Source organism: Perspicuibacillus lycopersici (assembly GCF_025660475.1).
Lineage (GTDB): Bacteria > Bacillota > Bacilli > Bacillales > Caldibacillaceae > Perspicuibacillus > Perspicuibacillus lycopersici.
Genome location: NZ_JAOUSF010000001.1, coordinates 23,260 through 45,056 on the forward strand (window position 1 = coordinate 23,260; position 21,797 = coordinate 45,056).

Here is a 21,797-nt window from a genome sequence, read left to right on the forward strand (position 1 = left end):
AGGTGATGTGTAGATTATGATAGGGTTTGTTAAATACATACGACAGTGATTTTATACTAAACAGAGAATTTTATTTATACAAAGCTGGAGTTTATTTTTTAATAAAGCAAAAGGCAAACACCATATAGTTATGGTGTTTGCCTTTTATTAATCAATTGCTAAGTTTATAGTAATTTTTTTAAACGAGCTACTACATTTTCTACAGAGAAACCAAATTCCTTCATAATCAATTCACCAGGAGCAGATGCACCGAAACGATCGATTGCGATAATGTCACCTTCGTCACCAGTATATCTTTCCCAGCCAAGGGAAGCACCCATTTCAATAGCAAGACGCTTCTTAACGGATTTAGGAATTACAGATTCCTTATATTCTTTTGATTGTTTTTCAAAACGATCCCAAGATGGCATGCTAACAACTGCTACATCAATTCCTTCAGCTGCTAATTGTTTTTGCGCATCTACTGCAAGATGAACTTCTGAGCCAGACGCTAGTAGTAATGCAGCAGGTGTCGATGATTTTGCAGGTGATACAGTGTAAGCACCTTTTGATACACCTTCATACGCATTTTTATCTGTATCTTCAAGCGTAGGTAAATTTTGTCTTGTTAATACTAATGCAGTTGGAGTATTTTTAGATTCTAACGCAAGCTTCCAAGCTGCAGCAGTTTCATTACCGTCCGCAGGGCGGATAATCGATAGATTTGGCATTGCTCGTAATGATGCTAATTGCTCCACTGGCTCATGGGTTGGCCCATCCTCACCAACAGCAATACTATCATGTGTGAATACATATGTTACAGGTAGTCCCATAAGTGCAGCTAAGCGAATCGCAGGTCGTAAGTAATCAGAGAATACAAAGAATGTTCCACCAAATACTTTAAGTCCACCATGTAATGCCATACCATTCAATGCAGCACCCATTGCAAATTCACGAACACCAAACCAAATGTTACGTCCATCATAGGAACTTGGTAAGAAGTCACTTGTTCCTTTAATAGTGGTTTTGTTTGATCCAGCTAAATCTGCAGATCCACCAAAGAATGATGGAACATTTTTAGCAATTGCATTTAAAACTTCCCCTGATGAAGCACGACTTGCTAAACTGCTGCCTGTTTGATAAACAGGAATATCTTTATCCCAATTTTCAGGTAGTTCACCTTTAATCGCTAACTGTAATTGCTTCCCTAATTCAGGGTATGCCTCACGATAGGATTCGAATAATTGATTCCATTCTTCTTCCACTTTTGCTCCACGTTCTGCAACTTGTGTTCGGAAATGATTATATACTTCTTCTGGAACATAAAAGTCTTCTTCAAATGTCCAGTTATAAAATTCTTTCGTTAGTTTTAGTTCTTCTGCTCCTAGTGGTGCACCGTGAACATCAGATTTTCCTGATTTATTTGGAGAACCGTATCCAATAACTGTACGAACTTCAATTAATGTTGGTCTATCTAAATCTAATCTTGCTTCTTCGAGTGCTTTTGCAATTTCTTGTAGATTATTTCCATCTTCTACACGAAGATATTGCCAGCCATATGCTTTAAAGCGCCCTTCCACACTTTCCGTAAATGCTTGATCTAAGTCACCATCCAATGAAATATCATTAGAATCATACATAACAATTAAACGACCTAATTTCAAATGTGCTGCAAGTGATGCTGCCTCTGCAGAAACACCTTCCATTAAATCTCCATCACCGCATATAGAATATGTATAGTGGTTTACAAGTTCATAATTTGCTTTATTGTATACAGCAGCTAAATGTCGTTCAGCCATTGCCATACCAACACCCATTGCAATCCCTTGTCCAAGTGGACCAGTTGTTGCATCTACACCAGGAGTGTGCCCAAATTCTGGATGACCAGGTGTTTTGCTTCCCCATTGACGAAAGCTTTTAATATCATCAATTGAAACATCATAGCCTGATAAATGAAGTAAGCTATACAATAACATAGAACCATGTCCCGCTGATAATACAAAACGATCACGGTTAAACCATGTAGGATTTTTTGGGTTATGATTCATATATTTTGTCCAAAGTGTATAAGCCATAGGAGCACTACCCATTGGCATACCCGGATGTCCAGAGTTTGCTTTTTCAATTGCATCAATCGATAATGTACGAATGGATGTAATTGATAATTGATCTAATTGTTCAGTCATAAAATCCATTCCTTTCCAGAAATTTATTACCCAAGTATAGTTTATATTTATTTGTATGGAAACACAACAAAAAACATTGGCCGTTAGAACTAGTCAGATGATACCGACTTCGTAATTTTTGATTTACATATAAGACTAACGAATGATTTTTTTCAACAGTAGCTCCGTATCGAGCATTGCCATCACGATAGCTTTTAATGTAATTTCTTTCTAGCCTTCACCTGTTTTAGTTTATCCGGTGTAACATCATTTCCATTTGGATCAACAATTGTAACATTTTCAATTGTATTTTTCATCGTTTTTCGAAACGCTTGTAAATACTCACTTCGCAATTTTGATTGTTCCTTTGATTCTTCAATTGTTAATCCTTCTCGTTTCTTTTTTGCTGCAAGTTCATTAATTCTTGCTAGTTTTTCACTAGATAACATGTAATATTGCTCCTTCATATAGTAATGACAATAAAGTCATGTCAATTATAGTATTACCCTAACGCTGAAAAACATTGACTGGAATTTATCGTACTAGAAAATGATTTGGAGGGCAACCATTTCGCATTCTTTCAAGGTATAAAAGGAAGAGGAAATATAGGGGATATAACTTTTTATACTAATTTTTTTACTATCTATTTTTTTCTTCTTTCACCGTATCTTCTTTCATATATTCTTGGTAACGTCGATGAACCGTTGCTTTTGATACGTGATATCCAAAACCTCTTAAAGTTGCAGCAATATCAGCGAAGGTTAAACCTTTTTGCCGCAGACGTAAAATTTCTTCCAAAGGTACTTCTTTTCGCTCTCTCCCTGCATTATCTCCTCGATTTATGATGTTTTTCTCAGGCTGATATCCCTTTTCAATTGCCCGATCCATCCCACGTTTTATTTTAATATTATGTAACTTCCTCTGGTATTCCTCTACTAATCCTACAATCTTTAAGACCATCGAATCTGCTTCTGATAATTGCAACTCCCCTTGTTGGGAAATGGTGTATATTTTAATCCCCTGTTTAAATAGTACATGTAATAAGACGAGTTTCGCATTCCCTCGACCCAATCTTGTTTCATCTTGTATAAGGAGTATATTTGCCTGTTTATTTTTTATCATTTCTAACATGTTCAACATACCTGGTCGATCTAGATCATATCCACTAGCTTTTTCACAAATCACTTCCACAACTTCAAAATGGTGTAATGCTGCAAGTTTTAGCAATTCTTCTTCTTGTCTCTCAAGAGATGTTTCCTGTGTTTCTTTCGTAGTACTAACCCGACAATAAATAAAAGCTTTCAAATAATACACCTTCAAATCTAGTTAAATTTGTTCTTTATATCCCTAGTAAAATTGTTATTCCTCTATATTTGAATACTCATATACATATTGAGCATCATCTATTGTACCAGATTCTTCAACACTATTTGCATTTTGCGTAAGTGCATTAATATAAATGAGTCCACATACTAAAGTAATTACTAGTAATAAAATTACATAAGAATATTTTTCCCAAATTTTTTGAATAACCATTTTATCCACCTCATATCGAATATTTGTTCGCTAATCATATAATAAACCGAACATGCATTTGTGTCAACGGTTTTTTCGAACTTATGTTTGTAAATGTTTTACGAACATGCTATACTAGTAAAAAATATGTCGTGAGGTGCAAATTATGACTAAATTATCTACCCGACAACAGGAAATTTTAAATTTTATTAAAAAAGAAGTAAGAGAAAAAGGTTATCCACCTTCCGTAAGAGAAATCGGGGAAGCTGTTGGTTTATCTTCTAGCTCCACCGTTCACGGCCATTTAGCTAGATTAGAAAGCAAAGGATTAATTAGAAGAGATCCTACTAAACCTAGAGCAATTGAAGTACTAGATAGTGAGAGAGAAGAAAATATTACGGTTTCCTATAGAAACGTACCGATCGTAGGAAAAGTAACTGCTGGTCTACCAATTACTGCTGTGGAAAATATCGATGAGTATTTTCCACTACCAGAAAGACTTGCACCTAGCTCGGATACGGTATTTATGCTAGAAATCATGGGTGAAAGTATGATTGAAGCTGGAATATTGGACGGAGATTATGTTATTGTTAAACAGCAGAGTACTGCGGATAACGGAGATATTGTTGTTGCAATGACAGAAGAAGATGAAGCAACAGTTAAACGCTTTTATAAGGAAAAAAATCACATACGTTTACAGCCAGAAAATGCAACAATGGAACCAATTATTGTTTCCAATGTTTCCATCCTTGGTAAAGTGATAGGGTTGTATCGTCAAATCTATTAATACATATATAAATAAACACATGCGACGTATTACAAACCCCCTAGAATAATCTTTAGGGGGTTTCTTTATACGCTATCTACTTTTTTATTGTAAAATTATTCTAGTAAATTATAAAAAAGCTCACTGTAAACTATACAGTGAGTCCAAAGAGGGTAATGATTTGAAATATCATTGCAAGAACTAGGAGGTTGATTCGTTCTTATTTCAAGATAATTTCAATGAACATTTCTCTTTAATTATAACTTATTATTTATAATTAAAAATAAATTCCTGGTAAAACAATATATTCTAAAAATATTACTATTTTTTTATTAAAAGGAGGTGTTTCTATTGCATATCGGCAAAAGATTATTATTTTTACGCAAAAAGAATGGATTATCATTAGAACAAGCTGCAGTCGGAATCGTCTCTCCAACCCATTTAAGTAATATTGAAAATGGACGATATTATCCAAATGGGGATATACTTAAGCTGTTAGCGAAGAAATATAAAGTTTCGGAGAATTATCTCGTATCGTTTGATCGAAAAGATACGACGCTTGATGAACCTCTCCATGAATTATTGTATCTATTAATTTCAAATAATATGGAGAGATCGAAAGAAATAATCGAAGCACTTGAGAAAGAAAATCCTATTCCAAATGTTATTCAAGAAATTTCCTTTTATATATTAAAAATAGCGTTTCTCATTAAAATTAATAAACCGTTTGATGAAGAGTTTGCTTTTATAAACAATATGATAAACGAAGACGAACTTACCTATCCTGATTTTGTTCACCAATGCTATGTTTATTCCATGAGTCAAGTTTATTTTCATCAGCGGGATTATGAAAATTGCTATAATAGTATTCAAACATTCCTAAAATATAATCATCCAGAAACAGTCAATGCAACAATGGAATTCAACTTATTACTGCTATTATATTATTTAAATAAACCAATCCAAGCAATAAAACTCGCAGAAAAAGTTTTAAAGGATTTCTATGTAAATCATTTATGGGATATTGTTGTAGAATCCTACATGTTACTCTTTGCAATATATTTTAAACAGACAGATTATGAAATGGCATTATATTACACCAAGCAATCACTTGAAGTAGCGAATCTGCTAGACAAAAATGAAACAATCAAATCCAAAATTTATCATAATTTCGGCATCACATATAAAGGGCTAAACCTATTTGAAGAAGCTATCGTTTATTTAGAAAAATCCATCGAGTTAAAAAAACAGCTTAATCTTTCTACGAATAGCTCATATTGGTCCATATTAGATATTTATGCCCAATTACAAGACGAAGAATCATTTTATCGATGGTATAACGAGATTGGAGTTAAAAGTGAAGAGATTGAATTTTTAAGAATAAAACTTACTCCCTCATTAATTAATGAATATTTACCATATTTAAATGATTGGGCAGAAAAATTTGAAAAACAGAAAAAATATGAACAAGCATGCCAAGTGTATTACCTTCTTGGCAACCACTATTATTCTGCAAGAAAGTATAAATTAAGCATCAATTACCATCAAAAGGTTTTTGATATAATACGGAAAACGAAAGGAAGTGTTTATGTATGAAAAAGTTTTTAAAATTTCTCACAACATTGACATTGACTTTAAATTTTACGTTTACTGTAACGTCAGCTAATGGTCTTATAAAAATGGATGACCCTGACTTACCTCCAATTTATATTTTCTTTTCCGAAAATTAATTTTTTAATATTTAGTTTAAAATGGCTACCTATAGGTAGCCATTTTTTCTTGTATGCAATCCCCTTTTTCCTAAAAACTTTTCACTAATATTTTTGTCCAAATGAAAACAATTTTTTAAAAAGGCTAGTTCGCAGACTAGCCTTTTCGTTCTTTTTTGGAGAAATATGCCACTTTATTTTATCTCAAAAGTTTGTTCTCCTAATTTTTCATCTGTAATAAAATCGTTCGCAACAAGTGTTACTGGTGTTTCTAGATCGTCTAATTCATAGGCTACTGCATTTTCTACCGTTCCATTTGGTTTAATCGATTCGTTTTGGCTTTCTAGAAAACGCTCATCTGGTAGTCCAGCCATATCGAGCTCATTCACTGCATTAGGATTATTATCTTGAATCGCTTCAAATGTAAATATCCATTCTGTAGAAGGGTCCATTTCATCTTCACTTAAATTTGTTATTTCATACCAAATCGCAAATACAGGTTTGTCACTGTATTCATTTCCCTTTTCTCCTGGTTGAATAACTTTCGTATCCGTTATTTTTATTTTTGCGTCTTCTGTTACTAACTCATTGTCTTTAAAATAATATTCACTTTCGGATTCTTTTTCTTTGTCATTTGCTTCTTTTGAACCAGATTCAACATTTGCATTTGAATCCGTATTCGTAGAGCCATTTTTATCATTATTACACCCGACTAAAACTAGTAGCATTACTACCGTAATGAAAAATAATAATTTTTTCATGTTGAAATAATCTCCTTTATGTTTGATTTGTCGTTTGTAATGTTATTCAATTGTGTAATTTATTTTATCTATTTTGTACGAAATTAAACTTGTCATGTTATTCCACCGGAAAGGTTATCCAAGTTTCATCGTTATTTTAATTAGGAAAATAGTGTATGTTGCAAGTAATAATAAGAAAATGGTTACAGATATTATGATAGAGGTATATCATGGAGGACATTTTTAATAAAAAAATCAAAATTCATTTCATCACCATTCAATATTTGGACAAAATAAAATCGGACAAATTTATAAAAAATTGTCCGATTTTATTAGTATATCAAGTTTTAAAACTTAATACATTTTCATGTATTGTTCTCTTTCCCATGGATGTACTTGCGTACGGAACATATCCCATTCAATTTCTTTTGCTTCAACAAAGTTAGAAACAATATGTTCTCCTAATGCAGATACAATCACTTCATCTTCTTGAAGTTTAACAAGTGCTTCAGATAATGTGGATGGTAAGTCTGTAATACCTTCAGCAATACGTTCTTCCTTCGACATAACATAAATATTACGATCAACTGGTGCTGGTGGAGTTAATTTATTTTTAATTCCGTCTAAACCAGCTTTTAATATTACTGCCATTGCTAAGTATGGGTTAGCAGATGGATCGACACTTCGTAATTCGATTCGTGTACTTAAACCACGAGATGCTGGAATACGAATTAATGGACTTCTGTTGCGTGCAGACCAAGCGACATACACTGGTGCCTCGTAACCGGGAACTAGTCGTTTAAAGGAGTTAACTGTTGGGTTTGTAACAGCTGTAAAGTTCGGTGCATGTTTTAATACCCCTGCTAAAAATTGGTATGCAGTTTCGCTTAATTCTAATTCATCGCTTGGATCATAAAATGCATTGTCTTTTCCTTTGAATAAAGAAACGTTAGAATGCATTCCAGAACCGTTCACACCAAACAATGGTTTTGGCATAAATGTTGCATGTAATCCATGTTTTCTAGCAATTGTTTTTACTGCCAATTTGAATGTTTGAATATTATCACAAGCAGTTACAATATCAGCATATTTAAAATCAATTTCATGTTGTCCAGGCGCTACTTCATGGTGAGATGCTTCAATTTCGAAGCCCATTTCTTCAAGCTCTACAACGATATCTTTACGGCAATTTTCACCTAAATCAGTAGGAGCAAGGTCAAAATAGCCACCATCATCATTTAATTCTAATGTTGGTTCACCTTTTTCATCAAGCTTAAATAGGAAGAATTCTGGTTCTGGTCCTAAATTAAAGGAGGTGAAGCCAAGCTCTTTCATCTCTTCCAATACACGTTTTAAATTCATACGCGGATCACCTAAGAAAGGAGTTCCATCTGGGCTATAAATATCACAGATTAGACGAGCAACTTTTCCATTACCTGCAGTCCAAGGGAAAACTACCCATGTATCTAAATCAGGATATAAGTACATATCAGATTCCTCGATGCGAACAAATCCTTCAATAGAAGAGCCATCAAACATAATTTTGTTATCTAAAGCTTTTTCTAATTGGCTAACAGGAATTTCAACGTTTTTAATTGTTCCTAAAATATCAGTAAATTGCAAACGGATAAATTTAACCTGTTGCTCTTTTGCTAAACGTTCAATATCTTCTCTTGTATACTTTGCCACTAGAATTCCCTCCAAAAATAAAAAATTATTAATATTTTTTTTAAAAATGCATAAACTAATTTACAAACCTACTCCTTATCGGATGGTTTATTCCTTTTAGTGAAAAAATCGGGACATATCTCCTTGGCGAAGATTTGTTTGTTTTAAACGATTTTCTCCTAAAAGTTCAGATCGTAGAATTTTGCGCAATTCTTGATCTGTAAGCTGTTTTTTCGTGGGTTGCTTGGAAGCAATCTCACGGTTTTTTTCTTCTTCCTTCATTGCGAATATTTGTTTTATCCCTGCAATATTGACCCCTTGATCAAGCAAATCTTTTATTTCCAGCAAAAGATCGATGTCATTCAAGGAAAACATTCGCTGATTCCCTTTTGTTCTCGCTGGGACGACAAGCTGATGTTCTTCGTAATAGCGAATCTGTCGGGCAGTCAAATCCGTAAGCTCCATCACAGGTCCTATCGGAAACAAAGGAAGTGATCTGCGAATCTCTTTTCCCGTCATTCTCTCCACCCTCCTGTCGTAATTAACTAATATAATTATACGCCAATGTTAAGAAATATGTCAACATTATGTTAGAAAATATAACATTGGTTTTCAAAAAGAAAAACGGCTAAAAATATGCCGTTTTTCTTTTGTTATTTTAAATACTTACTGCCTTCTCGTACACTGAGCTTCGGTAGCTCAGTGGCTTCAATAAATCGCTTGACTGCATAAGGATTTGTTTTCGAATATTCGCGAAGTGCCCAACCGATAGCTTTTTGAATAAAAAATTCTTTGCTGTCTTTATTGCGTTTAATATATTCATAAAGTAATGCTTCATTCGTTTCTTCTTTATATTTTAATTGAAAAAGAATAGCGGTTCTGCGGAGCCATAAGTGTGTACTACTTGCCCAATTTTCAATCGACTCCTCGATAATTTTTTGATTTCGTTTTGCGATTGCCCCTACTACATTCGCTGCTAACATATCCACTGTATCCCACCAAGATTTCGTTATAAGCAAATGTTCAATTAACGGAAGGTCCTCTTTCGTCAATTTCTTTACTGATTTCCCTATATAATCTAATGCGGCATATTGGTATTCTCGTTCCTCTTTTTCCCACAATGCAAGGATGAACGAATGGTTAAGCGGTTGTGTCAAAATATCCGTCTCTTTAAAAAACTTTTTCACTAATTCTCTGCGTAATGGGGTTTTAATTCCGAGAAACGAAAAATTATTTCTTAAATATTTCTCCATCGGCACCGCATTTTCAGGATTCCGATTGGCTTCTAATATACCCACTACCATATCAAGATACTCCATTATGTACTCCTTTTGGCATTTACAACTGTTTCTCTACTAATAATTTAAATATTGATTCGGAATAAGCCTTTTTCAATCAACGAATCTAGAGCTGTACATATTGCAATTTTTACATGCTCATAAGTGAGTCCGCCTTGAACAAATGCAAGATATGGCGGACGAATCGGGCCATCAGCAGTCAGTTCAATACTTGCCCCTTGAATAAATGTCCCAGCTGCCATTATTACATCGTCCTCATATCCAGGCATATAATTTGGATATGGCGTAAAATGAGAATTGATAGGTGATGCAAATTGAATTGCTTGACAAAATGCAATCATCCGCTCCTTATCATCAAATTGAACTGATTGAATTAAATCTGTTCGCACGGCATCCCAAGATGGATTCGTATTTAATCCGACCGCTTCTAGCATTGCAGCTGTAAATACTGCTCCTTTTAATGCTTGTCCGACGACATGCGGGGCAAGGAAAAAGCCTTGGTACATTTCTTGTAAGCTATATAGTGATGCTCCAGCCTCTGAACCTATTCCCGGAGAAGTTAACCGAAAAGAGCAGCTTTCCACATATTGTTTTTTACCAACAATATATCCACCCGTTTTAGCCAATCCACCACCAGGATTTTTGATTAATGAACCAGCCATTAAATCTGCTCCGACATGACAGGGCTCTAATTCCTCCACAAATTCTCCGTAGCAGTTGTCTACAAATACGATGATATCTTTTTTAACCTTTTTCACAAATGCAATCATTTCTTTAATTTCAGCAATAGTAAAAGATGGTCTATTGGCATACCCTTTTGAACGCTGGATTCCTATCATTTTTGTTTGTTTACCAATAGCTTTTTCGATTGCTTGATAGTCTGGATAGCCGGTATTCGTTAATGGTACTGTTTGATAAGTAATACCAAATTCCTTTAATGATCCGTTCCCACTACCACGGATGCCGACGATTTCTTCAAGTGTGTCATATGGATTTCCAGTAATATATAATAGCTCATCCCCTGGTCGTAAAATACCAAACAAGGATGTCGAAATTGCATGTGTACCAGAAATGATTTGAGGTCTTACGAGTGCCGCTTCCCCGCCAAAGCAATCAGCATACACCTTCTCTAATGTATCTCTTCCAATATCATCGTAGCCATAACCAGTTGTCGGTATAAAATGGGAGTCACTTACTTGATTTTTTTGGAAGCTTTTTAACACCCGATATTGGTTATTTTCTACTGTTTGATCAATGTTTTTATGTATTGGTCCAATTTTTTTCTCGACGCTTTCTATTATAGGTTGTAAAATTTCTTTATTGTGTAAATCCTTCATCATTTTTTTCTCCATCTCCAAATGTATAATTCATCAGTTGGCCATTAAGTGGATGATCTTGGAAGATAAATCCTCGACAGGTGTATAATTCGTTTTCTTCCTCGAATAGTAATTCTCGTAAAATTGTTTCCTCTTTTAGCCTTGCTAGTAATTTCCCCTCTGTTGAAGGTAATTGTACCTCGTAGCTTACCATTTCTTTTAGCATCATTTGTTCAATTTTTCGTTTAACAGAAATTTGATCTTCCTCATCAAATGCACTAATTTGTAAAACCTCTGTTTGAGCGGTTGGTACAAAATCATCATGTTTGATATCCGATTTATTATAAATGGTCAGCTGCGGAATGTTTCCGGCGTCTAACTCCTGTAGTATCTTATTGACTGTTTTTTCATGCTGAAAATGATCTGGATTTCCGCTATCGACTACATGTAATAATAAATCCGCCTCCGCTACTTCCTCGAGGGTTGAACGAAATGCAGCAACAAGTGTTGTTGGCAAGTCTTCAATAAAACCTACTGTATCACTTAAAAGAACCGAAAAACCACTTGGTAATACCATTTTTCTTGTTAACGGATCAAGCGTAGCAAATAATTTATTTTCCTCATAGGACTCCGCAGCAGTCAATCGATTGAATAATGTTGACTTTCCAGCATTTGTATAGCCAATTAATGCAATTTGATAGTTTTTATTACGTTTTCTTCTTTCCCGATATCGTTTCCGATGACCTACAATTACCTCGAGTTGGTCTTTAATATCATCAATTCTCCTTCGAATATGACGACGGTCAGTTTCTAATTTTGTTTCCCCAGGTCCACGGGTACCGATACCTGCTCCAAGTCTAGATAACTCTGTGCCTTGTCCAATCAGTCTCGGTAAAAGATATTCGAGCTGGGCCAATTCTACCTGTAGCTTACCTTCACGTGACCTTGCCCTTTGTGCAAAAATATCTAAAATTAGCTGTGTCCGGTCAATGACACGGGCATTTAATTGATTGGATAAATTACGTAGTTGACTTGGTGTTAATTCACTATTAAATATGATTACATCTACTTCCAGTTCCTCTATTAATGCAATCAGTTCTTCTACCTTACCTTTCCCAATATAAGTAGAAGCATCTGGACGATTTCGTTTTTGACTTACCTTTAATAGTACCTCACCATTAGCTGTATCAGTTAAGGATGTAAGCTCCTCCATCGAATTTTCAAACCGAAAATCATCCACATCTGGTAATTGGCAACCAACGAGTATTACTCTTTCTCTTTCTCTTTCTTCCACTATCTCACCTTACTTTCTGTACGATTATCATACCATTAAACCATTCCACATCCATCATGAGACAAGGAATATTTCGCTATTTATTTTTCACAGTTGACTGGAAAATAATCCATTTCTGTCCTCTTCCATATTACACAAAATAGAAATAACTGCAAAGTAGGCGTGATAGATTAGTAAATGAAGAATTTTGTATTACATATTGCTTCCCATTAGACTAGGCATAACAAAAGCCCAGTTGCATTCAACTGAGCCTCTCAAGCTTTTTCATCAGGAAAATATATATCACTGCTTCTAATGGTCATTAGTTCCTTTTTATCGTATTGATTTTTTATCAATAACCGCATTGCCTGTGCACGAATTGATTTCTCAATAATATTACGGATATAACGTCCATTGGAAAAGCGAGTGGACTGGTAAGTATTTTTTATTTGTAATAAATGATCGCGAAGCTTCCGTTCTGCTTCTTCACTTAAAATATATTCTTTTTCCTTTATCATCTGTTTCCCGATTTCCATTAATTGATCTACGGTGTAATCAGGAAATTCAATAATAATCGGAAACCTAGATTGCAATCCCGGGTTCAGTGCTAAAAACCCTTCCATTTCCCGTGAGTATCCAGCCAGAATTAACACGAATTCATGTTGGCGATCTTCCATATGTTTTACCAATGTATCGATAGCCTCTTTACCAAAATCCTTTTCTCCACCTCTGCCAAGTGAATACGCTTCATCAATAAACAAGATTCCACCAATTGATTTTTTTATTAAATCTCTTGTTTTTTGGGCAGTGTGGCCAATATATTCCCCGACTAAATCTGCACGCTCGCATTCAATTAAATGCCCTTTCGATAAAACATTTACCTTATGAAATAATTTTCCTATTAATCTTGCAACAGTTGTTTTCCCAGTACCTGGATTTCCTTTAAACATCATATGAAGAACTTGTTTTCCTGCCTTTAATCCTAGCTCTTCTCTTTTTTTATTAACGATTATCCAAGCATAAATTTCCTTGACAACCTTTTTAATATCCTCAAGACCAACTAATGAACTAAGGTCTTCTTCAATTTCTTTTAAAATATCATGTTCCACAGATCCCTCTACTGGAACGATTGCTTTTGTTTCACCAACCGCTTCCGTTTTGACTTTTGGGTTTAATGTAATGCTAATTTGCCCATTATTTTTCATTCGAAATGGTTGTTCCAAAGCGTTCACCTCTCAATCCTATCAACAGTATACGCCCAGATACAAAAATGGTGACATTCGCCCATTTGTCGAAAAAAATAAGCTTCATACTTGTATTTCGTTCTTTTTTGACAAATTTTATAATACTCCGACAAATTAATTACAACCTCTTGTCAAATCCTGCGCTTTCCCGAGAAATAAAGCAGTATTTCCAAAGGTTTGGGTATAATGGACGATAATCTCATGGTTGTACAAATCAAATGAATTTTCAATCAATCGTAACCGTCGATCGGAGAAATAACGATTATCTTCGATTATGAAACACCATGTCTATTTATATGTATTCATGAAAAAAATAAGTCATGCCTTCAAAATGAATCTTTTTATCCATACTTATCAGAATAACATTTTCCTTAAAGGAATAGAAACAAAAACATATCAAAAAAAAAGCGAATTTGGCACAATGGCCATATCCGCTTTTTCTTGTGAACACTACTATTCTAATTCAATTTGGACATTTCTTACAGGAGAAAATGTGGAGATTGCATGTTTAAATACTAATTGTTGTTTTCCATCGGACTCGAATAGAACAGTGAAGTTATCGAACCCTTTTACAAATCCACGAATTTGGAATCCATTCAATAAGAAAACTGTAACCCCAATATTTTCTTTTCGTAATTGATTTAAAAATTGATCCTGAATATTGATTGGCTGTTTCATTATTTTGTCCTCCTCATGATTCTACTATGTTTATGTATTCGCCTTTATTTCTAGCTTTCCTGCTATAACATAGGAAATTTCTTCAAAAATTTTTTCATACTGTCTTTCATCTGTCAGATCAAACCACATGATATCCATTTTATTTTTAAACCAAGTAAACTGTCTTTTCGCAAACCTTCTTGTATTTTGTTTAAGATTTGCTATGGCTTCCTCCAGCGATACATGACCATCTAGGTATTCCAGTAATTCCTTATATCCAATCGCTTGTAATGATTGAACATTTTGTAGTCCCGATGCATGTAATGTTCTTACTTCATTTAGCAATCCACGCTGCATCATAATGTCCACTCGGTCATTAATCCGTTGGTAGAGTAATTCTCGATCCATTGTTAAACCAATGAGAACGACATCATAGAGTAGCTCTTTTTTCTGACTTTCTTCGTATTCTGTCATTGTTTTACCTGTTGTTACATATACTTCAAGCGCTCGGATAACTCTTCTTTCATTATTGGGATGAATTTTTGCTGCTGCTTTTGGGTCGATTACTTGTAATTGTCCATAAAGCTTTTCGATTCCCTCTTTTTCCGCCGATTCTGTTAATTGTTGGCGGATTTTTTCATCACCAGGTACTTCTGAGAATTGATAATCATAAATGACAGACTGTATATACAGTCCTGTACCACCAACAATCATTGGCAGCCGCTTACGATTGGTAATTTCCGTTATTTTCTTTCGTACTAGCTGTTGGAACTCTGCCACAGAAAAAGATTCATCTGGATTCTTAATATCAATTAAATGATGGGGAATACCACCCATTTCTTCCTCTGTAATTTTCGCAGTGCCTATATCCATCCCGCGATAAATTTGCATTGAATCGCCACTAATGATTTCACCGTTAAATTTTTTAGCTAAATCAATACTCATTTTCGTTTTTCCGACGGATGTAGGTCCAATTAGTACAAGTAATTTCTCTTTGTTGCTCAATATTCACTCACTGCTTTCAACTCAACTCTTTCTTATGTAAAACATTTCAAATGAAACACTTGCACCACTATTTTACCACAATTTTCTAAAAAAGTTAAACACCAAAACATTATTACCAACGGCGTTTTTTTTATACGTAACACAGGCGATTTTTGTCGAAAAAAAATTAGCTTTAACATGAGGCTAGCATTGGGCAATCATTGACTAGTTGTGTTATAGGTATTTAAATAGCCATAAAGAATCAAAAGCAAGGAACATACTTTTCCCCATAGGGTTTGTCCTCGCTTCGATTACATCACTTTTTTATTTTACTAATATCGATTAAATTCATCTATTTTCATCTTCTGTATTTATTAACTTTTAAGGATATATCCGAAACTATATTATTTCGTTTAATTTTTTAATCAAAACGTATAATATATGGTCATTTTGGTAGTCAATCAAATTTTGATGGACAACTATTAAACACACCTAACTATTTCCATATTCCTTTTATTTTATCCATCTCCTTTCGTCTAATCATTTCGACAAAGGAGACAAAATCCTCTTTAGAATAAAATATATGAGTAGATCTTACTTTATAATTCAAGCTCACGATAAATTATCAAAGCATTATATGTATTTCTTTGATATTCTTCGTTTCCTTCTGCATAAAAGGTCGAGAACTTAATATCTAAAATTTCTACTTTGTTTTTTGATAAAAATTCATTTATCTTTCTTTCTATAATAAAGTCATGAGATGTGCTTAATAACTTAGTCCTAATAGTATTTGAAATACCGTAACTAGTTGTATTAGAAATTATGTGTTGACCACAATTTCCACATTTAGCACCTTTTATTGTTGTAGTTCTATTTTTTGTTCCACACGTTGTACAAGTTACTATACTTTCCATAAATATTCCCCCCTCTCCAATTTATATTTCGACAACTGAGAAGGTTTTTTCAAGGAAAATATTAAAATAATTTTCATATATGTGTGATTGCATGACAATTACATGACAAAACTAAACAATATATTTTATTTTTCATCCGCTCTTTTAATATAAACTTGAGCAGAACTTATCGAAATACGTAATGTTTCCGATATTTCTGCAAAACTCATACTTTTGGACATGTATAAAAGAGAGCATTCTTTTTCTCGTGCGGATTACTCGGCCAAAACATCGACGACTTTTCGCTTCGTATCCTCTCTGATTTCTTTGCTCTTATTTCTAACGCGCTTCAATCTGGAAATAACTCAATATTAATTAGAGCAATTTACTGATAAATATTTCGTTTATCTACTCCTCTACGATTACCTGGTTTTCTCCCTTTCTTCATCCTATCGAGGGAAAATGACATATTACTGCTCCTACTGTTAATAAGTTTTTTCCTACTTCATTCAGCCAGTTTTTTTCTAATGCTGCTACATTTTTGTTTTTACTTTTACTTAACTCCTTGATTTCCTCATTTAATCTTTCCTTCCTGTCATGTTACTCCTAACTTACAAAAAAGTACGCCGCCATTTTGCTAATGCACTCAAAAAAAGCACCATCACAGCAATAAATGTGGTCATTTTATGTTGATAATAGAAAAAAACAAGGCGAAATCCTTGTTTAAAGGTATTTCGCCTTGTTTTAAATTACATCACTCGTTTAAACATCTTCTCCATCTCATAAGTGGAAAAATGAATAATAATTGGTCTGCCATGTGGACATGTGAATGGATCTGTTGTTAATCTTAATGTATCTAATAATTGTTGAATTTCATCATTACGTAAATGATGATTCGCTTTAATCGATCCTTTACAGCTCATCATAATTGCAGTAGCTTCCCGCAGTTTTTTTAAATCGACGTTTTTCATCGATAATACTTGCTCAATGATTTCCTGTATCGTCTCTTGCTCTTCTCCACGTGGGAACCAGTGTGGATGACTTCGAACAATGAAGGAATTACCGCCGAACGGCTCTAAAAACACGCCAACCTTTTCTAATTCCTCCAAATGCTGCTCTAATTTAATATATTCATCATTTGAAAATTGCAATGTCATCGGAAGAAGCAGCTCTTGAAGCTCATTAGATACTTCTCCAATTTTGTCTCGAAAGAATTCGTATTTGATTCTTTCTTGTGCAGCATGCTGATCTATAATATACAATCCATTTTCATTTTGGGCAAGAATATATGTGCCATGCATTTGCCCAATTGGGTATAATGGCGGAATACGATCCGATTCAGAAGCGTTTGTATTTGCTTCCCAATCCGAATTCTCTTCCAGTTGTTCGAAGTAAGTAATTGCTTCATCCAGAGGATTAGACGAATCCAACAAATCGCTTCGCTCTTCATGAATAATAGCTACTGTATCCTGCTTCTTTGGAATCGAGGATGGTATGTTCGGATCCACTGTATCTTTTATAGCTTCATCTACCACCGGTACGTTATTGGATAGATTATCCTTTGCTTCACTTCGATAATTTTCCCAATCTGTTTGAATAGAAGGAAGGAAGTCTCTTACTACTTCCCTTTCTATTTTCGATAAAGGCGAACGTTCCACCCGTTGACTTGCATTCCCAGGTAAATGGTCTAAATTTAATTTAATTTGCTCTGATTTTTCCTTCTCAATTTTTGGTGTATTTCCTACTGGTATTAATGTTTGTTTTCGAAACGCATTTTTAATTGTTTCTGTTATGAGGATAAATAAGTCTTGCTCTTTACTTAATCGCACTTCCATTTTGGTAGGATGTACATTTACATCGATTAATATTGGATCCATCGTAATATTTAAAAATACGAGCGGAAATCGTCCAATCGGTAGTAACGTATGGTATCCTGCTATAACCGCATTTGCAATACCATAATTTTTAATAAACCGTCCATTGACCATTGTAGAAATATAGTTTCTAGATGCACGCGTAAGTTCCGGTAGGGCGAGATAGCCATCTAGCTGAAAGTCTAAGGAAGTTGCATGAATAGGTATCATTTTCTTTACGATATTAAATCCATAGATTGCGGAAAGTACTTGACGTGCATCCCCATTACCTGTTGTATGAAGTAATGTTCTTCCATTATGAATTAATTTCATTGCTATTTCTGGATGCGCCAAGGCAAGACGATTCATAACATCCGTAATATTTCCAAGCTCGGTATGAATGGTTTTCAAATATTTTAGGCGAGCAGGCGTATTAAAGAATAAATTAGAGACAGTAAAATCGGTACCCTTTCTGCTTGGTGCTGGTTCAAACGTAATTTGTTTTCCACCTTCAAGTACTAATCTTGTTCCGGCACCTGCGCCAGTGCTTGTTATTAGTTCCACTTTCGAGACAGAGGCAATACTCGGTAATGCTTCTCCGCGAAATCCAAGTGTTTTAATTCGAAACAAATCATTTTCATCCTTGATTTTACTCGTTGCATGTCTAGCAAACGCACGTAAAACATCGTCTTCTTCAATCCCATCTCCATTATCAATGATGCGAATTTTCGATAAGCCAGCTTCCTCAATCTCTACTTCGATATTCGTGCTGTTGGCATCAATTGCATTTTCCACAAGCTCTTTAACAACAGAGGCAGGACGTTCTACCACTTCACCCGCGTTAATTTTATTTGAAAGGCTATCATCCAATAATACAATCTTTCCCATTTGACCACTTCCTCGTGCGTATTGTTTCCGACATTACCTTTTTTCCGCTTGCCTTTAGGGAAACTGGGATTTCATCAATACTTATCCTCATTTTTTTAATTTCTTTTGTAAATCATATATAGCATTTATTGCTTGAAGTGGTGTCATCTCAAGTAAATTAATCGATTTTAATTCTTGTAGCACTTTCTTCTCTTTGCTAGCAAATTCAGTATCCGCTAAAGTTATCGCATCATCAAAGAAGGATAATTGTGCTTCACTTTTTTCCGACTTCACACTTTCCTGTTGAGCAGCTACCTTCTCCTGTGCATTGCCTTTTTCATGATTAACCGTTGCACTTTGTTCTGCTAATCGGATTGACTCTAACTCACTGCCATCTGCACGCTCATAGTTTTTTTCATTTTCTAATTGAGATAATATTTCCTCTGCTCGATGAATTAGCTCCTGCGGTAAATCGGCAAGTTTTGCGACATGTATACCATAACTTTTGTCTGCTGCCCCTTCTTTAATTTTATGCAGAAAGACAACATGTCCATTTCGTTCCACTGCACTTACATGGACATTTACTAATTTTTCGAGACTATCCTGTAAAATTGTTAATTCATGATAATGAGTGGAGAATAATGTTTTGGCACCAATTTTTTCATGAATATATTCAATCATTGCTTGTGCTAATGCCATACCATCATAGGTTGAGGTACCTCGTCCAATTTCATCAAATAATATTAAACTATTTTCAGTCGCATGACTAATCGCATTTTGCGCTTCTAGCATTTCTACCATAAACGTACTTTGCCCGCTTATTAGATCATCTGCAGCACCAATTCTTGTGAAAATTTGATCAAAAATCGGAAGGATTGCTTGATCTGCTGGAACAAAGCAACCGATTTGGGCAAGAATTGCAGTGAGGGCAACTTGGCGCATAAATGTACTTTTCCCAGACATATTTGGTCCCGTAATTAGTAATAGCTCTCGATCTGCATTCATGAAACAATCATTTGGTACATATGCTTGTATTGCCATCACTTTTTCAACTACTGGATGGCGTCCCTCTACAATGGCTAGCTTACGATCATCACTAAAAGTTGGTTTTACATAACGTCGTTCCTCACTGATTGTCGCAAAACATTGTAAACAGTCTAATTCACTTACTTTTTTTGCTAAGTTTTGTAATCTAGGAATATATTTTTTTACGTGTTCTCGGATTTGTAAAAACAAATCATATTCTAGATCAATACTTTTTTCCTCAGCTTCTAAAATCAAGGATTCTTTTTCTTTTAATTCCGGTGTAATAAAGCGTTCAGCATTTGTTAACGTTTGTTTACGTTCATATTTCCCTTCTGGAAGCAAATGCAGATTCGCTTTTGTAACCTCTATATAATAACCAAACACACGATTGTAGCCGACTTTAAGTGATTTTATGCCGGTTATTTCCCGTTCGGATTTTTCTAATTCTGCAATCCATGTTTTTCCGTTTCTCGTTGCATAACGGTAATTATCAAGCTGTGAGTTATAGCCATCACGAATCATGTTTCCTTCTTTAACAGACAGTGGTGGATTATCTAATATTGCCGTTTCGATAAGACTGCTAACTTCTTCAACTGGATCTAAGTCTTTTAACCGGTTCTGTAATGTTTCATCCGGGATATTTTGTAATATTTGAATTAATTCCGGTATTTGTTTTAATGTACTTTTTAAATTGACTAAGTCGCGGGCATTTACATTACCAAACGCTACTTTACCAGCCAATCGTTCAATATCATAAACTTGCTTTAGTCGTTCACGTAATTCTTGTCTTTCGAAATAATGTTCTTTCAATACTTCCACTTGGTGAAGACGTTCTTCAATCGCATGTTTAGAAAGCAGCGGGCGATCAATCCATTGCTTTAATAAGCGTCCACCCATAGCCGTCATTGTTTCATCCAATAGCCATAATAACGATCCTTTTTTCCCTTTCGAACGGATTGTTTCGGTTAACTCTAAATTCCGCTTTGAAAAATAATCGATTTTCATATATTGATGGACTTGGTACATAACTAGTGGTTGAATGTGGTCCAACGAACGCTTTTGGCTACGATATAAATAATGAAGCAGTCTCGCCGCAGTCTTTTGTAATTTTTCCTGCTTTGTAGAGGATAGAATATGCGCAAATTGCGGAGCAACATCTGTTTCCTCCTCATAGGAAATGGTCGCATTGATCCGCTCTTTCATCTCTGACTGCTTATCGATTGGGAATTGAGAAGATACGACAATTTCCTTTGTATGGATTGTTGCGAGTTCATTTACCACCTCTCGCCAACCATCCGTTAAAAGCGTAACTTTACTTTCCCCTGTGGATAAATCTGTATAGGCCAATCCAAATGTATCATCTAAAAAGTCAGTTATCGTGGCTATATAGTTATTTTCTTTATCGTGTAAGCTTCGACCTTCCATCATCGTTCCTGGTGTAATTAATTGAATAACTTCCCTTTTTACTACACCTTTCGATGTCTTTGGATCCTCTACCTGCTCACAAATAGCTACTTTATACCCTCGTTCTACTAATGTTTCTATATATCCTTGGGCAGAATGGTAAGGTACACCACACATTGGTACTTTTTCTTCCACCCCTGCATTTTTTGCGGTTAACGTAATTTCTAATTCTTGCGATGCTTTAATTGCATCGTCGAAAAACATTTCATAAAAATCGCCTAAACGAAAAAATAAAAAGGCATCCATATATTCTGCCTTTATTTTTAAATATTGTTGCATCATCGGCGTATATTGTTCCATTCCAATACCACTCCCGTATATACTTCAAATGCTAATTATACCATAGCTTGGCTAATTTGACATCGAATTTAGTCAAAATA

The 21,797-nt window shown here is 34.7% G+C and carries 18 protein-coding genes; 2 read left to right on the forward strand and 16 right to left on the reverse strand.

The window, feature by feature from the left end:
- Window positions 1–164 precede the first annotated feature (164 nt).
- The 4 genes from tkt to OEV98_RS00145 form a co-directional block, all read right to left on the reverse strand.
- Complete coding sequence (gene tkt / locus OEV98_RS00130; protein ID WP_263071100.1) at window positions 165–2,165, reverse strand: transketolase; 2,001 nt, start codon at window positions 2,163–2,165, stop codon at window positions 165–167.
- A 194-nt stretch (window positions 2,166–2,359) separates the two neighbouring features.
- Window positions 2,360–2,593 carry a DUF896 domain-containing protein gene (locus OEV98_RS00135; protein ID WP_263071101.1) on the reverse strand — a complete coding sequence of 78 codons (234 nt, stop codon included), beginning with the start codon at window positions 2,591–2,593 and terminating at the stop codon, window positions 2,360–2,362.
- A gap of 190 nt (window positions 2,594–2,783) precedes the next feature.
- Window positions 2,784–3,449 (reverse strand): YneB family resolvase-like protein, encoded by a 666-nt coding sequence (locus tag OEV98_RS00140; protein WP_263071102.1) that lies wholly within the window; start codon window positions 3,447–3,449, stop codon window positions 2,784–2,786.
- 54 nt (window positions 3,450–3,503) lie between these two features.
- Window positions 3,504–3,680, reverse strand: a complete 177-nt coding sequence (locus OEV98_RS00145) for a hypothetical protein (protein ID WP_263071103.1) — start codon at window positions 3,678–3,680, stop codon at window positions 3,504–3,506.
- A 145-nt stretch (window positions 3,681–3,825) separates the two neighbouring features.
- Here OEV98_RS00145 and lexA point away from each other — a divergent pair, with 145 nt between their 5' ends.
- Together lexA and OEV98_RS00155 are read left to right on the forward strand one after the other, a co-directional pair.
- Window positions 3,826–4,446, forward strand: a complete 621-nt coding sequence (lexA, locus tag OEV98_RS00150; protein ID WP_263071104.1) for a transcriptional repressor LexA — start codon at window positions 3,826–3,828, stop codon at window positions 4,444–4,446.
- Between the two features lie 330 nt (window positions 4,447–4,776).
- Complete coding sequence (locus OEV98_RS00155) at window positions 4,777–6,021, forward strand: helix-turn-helix transcriptional regulator (RefSeq protein WP_263071105.1); 1,245 nt, start codon at window positions 4,777–4,779, stop codon at window positions 6,019–6,021.
- A 307-nt stretch (window positions 6,022–6,328) separates the two neighbouring features.
- Here the strand turns inward: OEV98_RS00155 and OEV98_RS00160 are convergent, their stop codons facing one another.
- The 12 genes from OEV98_RS00160 to mutS all read right to left on the reverse strand — a co-directional run bounded on the left by OEV98_RS00160 (window position 6,329) and on the right by mutS (window position 21,717).
- On the reverse strand, window positions 6,329–6,895 hold the full coding sequence (locus tag OEV98_RS00160; RefSeq protein ID WP_263071106.1) for a DUF5067 domain-containing protein: 567 nt from the start codon (window positions 6,893–6,895) through the stop codon (window positions 6,329–6,331).
- A gap of 333 nt (window positions 6,896–7,228) precedes the next feature.
- Window positions 7,229–8,563, reverse strand: coding sequence for a type I glutamate--ammonia ligase (glnA, locus tag OEV98_RS00165; RefSeq protein WP_263071107.1), 1,335 nt, complete (start codon window positions 8,561–8,563; stop codon window positions 7,229–7,231).
- Window positions 8,564–8,659: 96 nt separating this feature from the next.
- Entirely contained in the window at window positions 8,660–9,061 is a 402-nt protein-coding gene (locus OEV98_RS00170) for a MerR family transcriptional regulator (RefSeq protein WP_263071108.1), read from the reverse strand.
- 134 nt (window positions 9,062–9,195) lie between these two features.
- Window positions 9,196–9,861: a DNA alkylation repair protein gene (locus tag OEV98_RS00175; protein ID WP_263071109.1), complete on the reverse strand. Its 666-nt coding sequence runs from the start codon at window positions 9,859–9,861 to the stop codon at window positions 9,196–9,198.
- Between the two features lie 44 nt (window positions 9,862–9,905).
- Window positions 9,906–11,180: a methionine gamma-lyase family protein gene (locus tag OEV98_RS00180; protein WP_263071110.1), complete on the reverse strand. Its 1,275-nt coding sequence runs from the start codon at window positions 11,178–11,180 to the stop codon at window positions 9,906–9,908.
- Window positions 11,158–12,450 carry a GTPase HflX gene (hflX, locus tag OEV98_RS00185; RefSeq protein WP_407676475.1) on the reverse strand — a complete coding sequence of 431 codons (1,293 nt, stop codon included), beginning with the start codon at window positions 12,448–12,450 and terminating at the stop codon, window positions 11,158–11,160. The genes OEV98_RS00180 and hflX overlap by 23 nt, the downstream gene beginning before the upstream one ends.
- Before the next feature lie 254 nt (window positions 12,451–12,704).
- Window positions 12,705–13,652, reverse strand: coding sequence for a stage V sporulation protein K (spoVK, locus tag OEV98_RS00190; protein WP_263071111.1), 948 nt, complete (start codon window positions 13,650–13,652; stop codon window positions 12,705–12,707).
- 474 nt (window positions 13,653–14,126) lie between these two features.
- A complete protein-coding gene (gene hfq / locus OEV98_RS00195) occupies window positions 14,127–14,351 on the reverse strand; it encodes an RNA chaperone Hfq (RefSeq protein ID WP_263071112.1) in 225 nt (74 codons plus the stop codon).
- A gap of 30 nt (window positions 14,352–14,381) precedes the next feature.
- The gene (gene miaA, locus OEV98_RS00200) at window positions 14,382–15,335 is read right to left on the reverse strand and encodes a tRNA (adenosine(37)-N6)-dimethylallyltransferase MiaA (protein ID WP_263071113.1); all 954 of its coding nucleotides are present in this window, start codon (window positions 15,333–15,335) and stop codon (window positions 14,382–14,384) included.
- 578 nt (window positions 15,336–15,913) lie between these two features.
- Window positions 15,914–16,228 carry a sporulation protein Cse60 gene (locus OEV98_RS00205; RefSeq protein ID WP_263071114.1) on the reverse strand — a complete coding sequence of 105 codons (315 nt, stop codon included), beginning with the start codon at window positions 16,226–16,228 and terminating at the stop codon, window positions 15,914–15,916.
- A 728-nt stretch (window positions 16,229–16,956) separates the two neighbouring features.
- Entirely contained in the window at window positions 16,957–18,948 is a 1,992-nt protein-coding gene (mutL, locus tag OEV98_RS00210; RefSeq protein ID WP_263071115.1) for a DNA mismatch repair endonuclease MutL, read from the reverse strand.
- Window positions 18,949–19,035: 87 nt separating this feature from the next.
- Window positions 19,036–21,717, reverse strand: a complete 2,682-nt coding sequence (mutS, locus tag OEV98_RS00215) for a DNA mismatch repair protein MutS (protein WP_263071116.1) — start codon at window positions 21,715–21,717, stop codon at window positions 19,036–19,038.
- Window positions 21,718–21,797 lie beyond the last annotated feature (80 nt).

What these genes read in the sequence shown, in the direction of transcription:
- tkt (WP_263071100.1), bottom strand. Translation starts at nt 2,165, where the DNA reads ATGACTGAACAATTAGATCAATTATCAATTACATCCATTCGTACATTA.
- OEV98_RS00135 (WP_263071101.1), bottom strand. Translation starts at nt 2,593, where the DNA reads ATGTTATCTAGTGAAAAACTAGCAAGAATTAATGAACTTGCAGCAAAA.
- OEV98_RS00145 (WP_263071103.1), bottom strand. Translation starts at nt 3,680, where the DNA reads ATGGTTATTCAAAAAATTTGGGAAAAATATTCTTATGTAATTTTATTA.
- lexA (WP_263071104.1), top strand. Translation starts at nt 3,826, where the DNA reads ATGACTAAATTATCTACCCGACAACAGGAAATTTTAAATTTTATTAAA.
- OEV98_RS00160 (WP_263071106.1), bottom strand. Translation starts at nt 6,895, where the DNA reads ATGAAAAAATTATTATTTTTCATTACGGTAGTAATGCTACTAGTTTTA.
- OEV98_RS00170 (WP_263071108.1), bottom strand. Translation starts at nt 9,061, where the DNA reads ATGACGGGAAAAGAGATTCGCAGATCACTTCCTTTGTTTCCGATAGGA.
- OEV98_RS00175 (WP_263071109.1), bottom strand. Translation starts at nt 9,861, where the DNA reads ATGGAGTATCTTGATATGGTAGTGGGTATATTAGAAGCCAATCGGAAT.
- OEV98_RS00180 (WP_263071110.1), bottom strand. Translation starts at nt 11,180, where the DNA reads ATGATGAAGGATTTACACAATAAAGAAATTTTACAACCTATAATAGAA.
- hfq (WP_263071112.1), bottom strand. Translation starts at nt 14,351, where the DNA reads ATGAAACAGCCAATCAATATTCAGGATCAATTTTTAAATCAATTACGA.
- OEV98_RS00205 (WP_263071114.1), bottom strand. Translation starts at nt 16,228, where the DNA reads ATGGAAAGTATAGTAACTTGTACAACGTGTGGAACAAAAAATAGAACT.
- mutL (WP_263071115.1), bottom strand. Translation starts at nt 18,948, where the DNA reads ATGGGAAAGATTGTATTATTGGATGATAGCCTTTCAAATAAAATTAAC.
- mutS (WP_263071116.1), bottom strand. Translation starts at nt 21,717, where the DNA reads ATGGAACAATATACGCCGATGATGCAACAATATTTAAAAATAAAGGCA.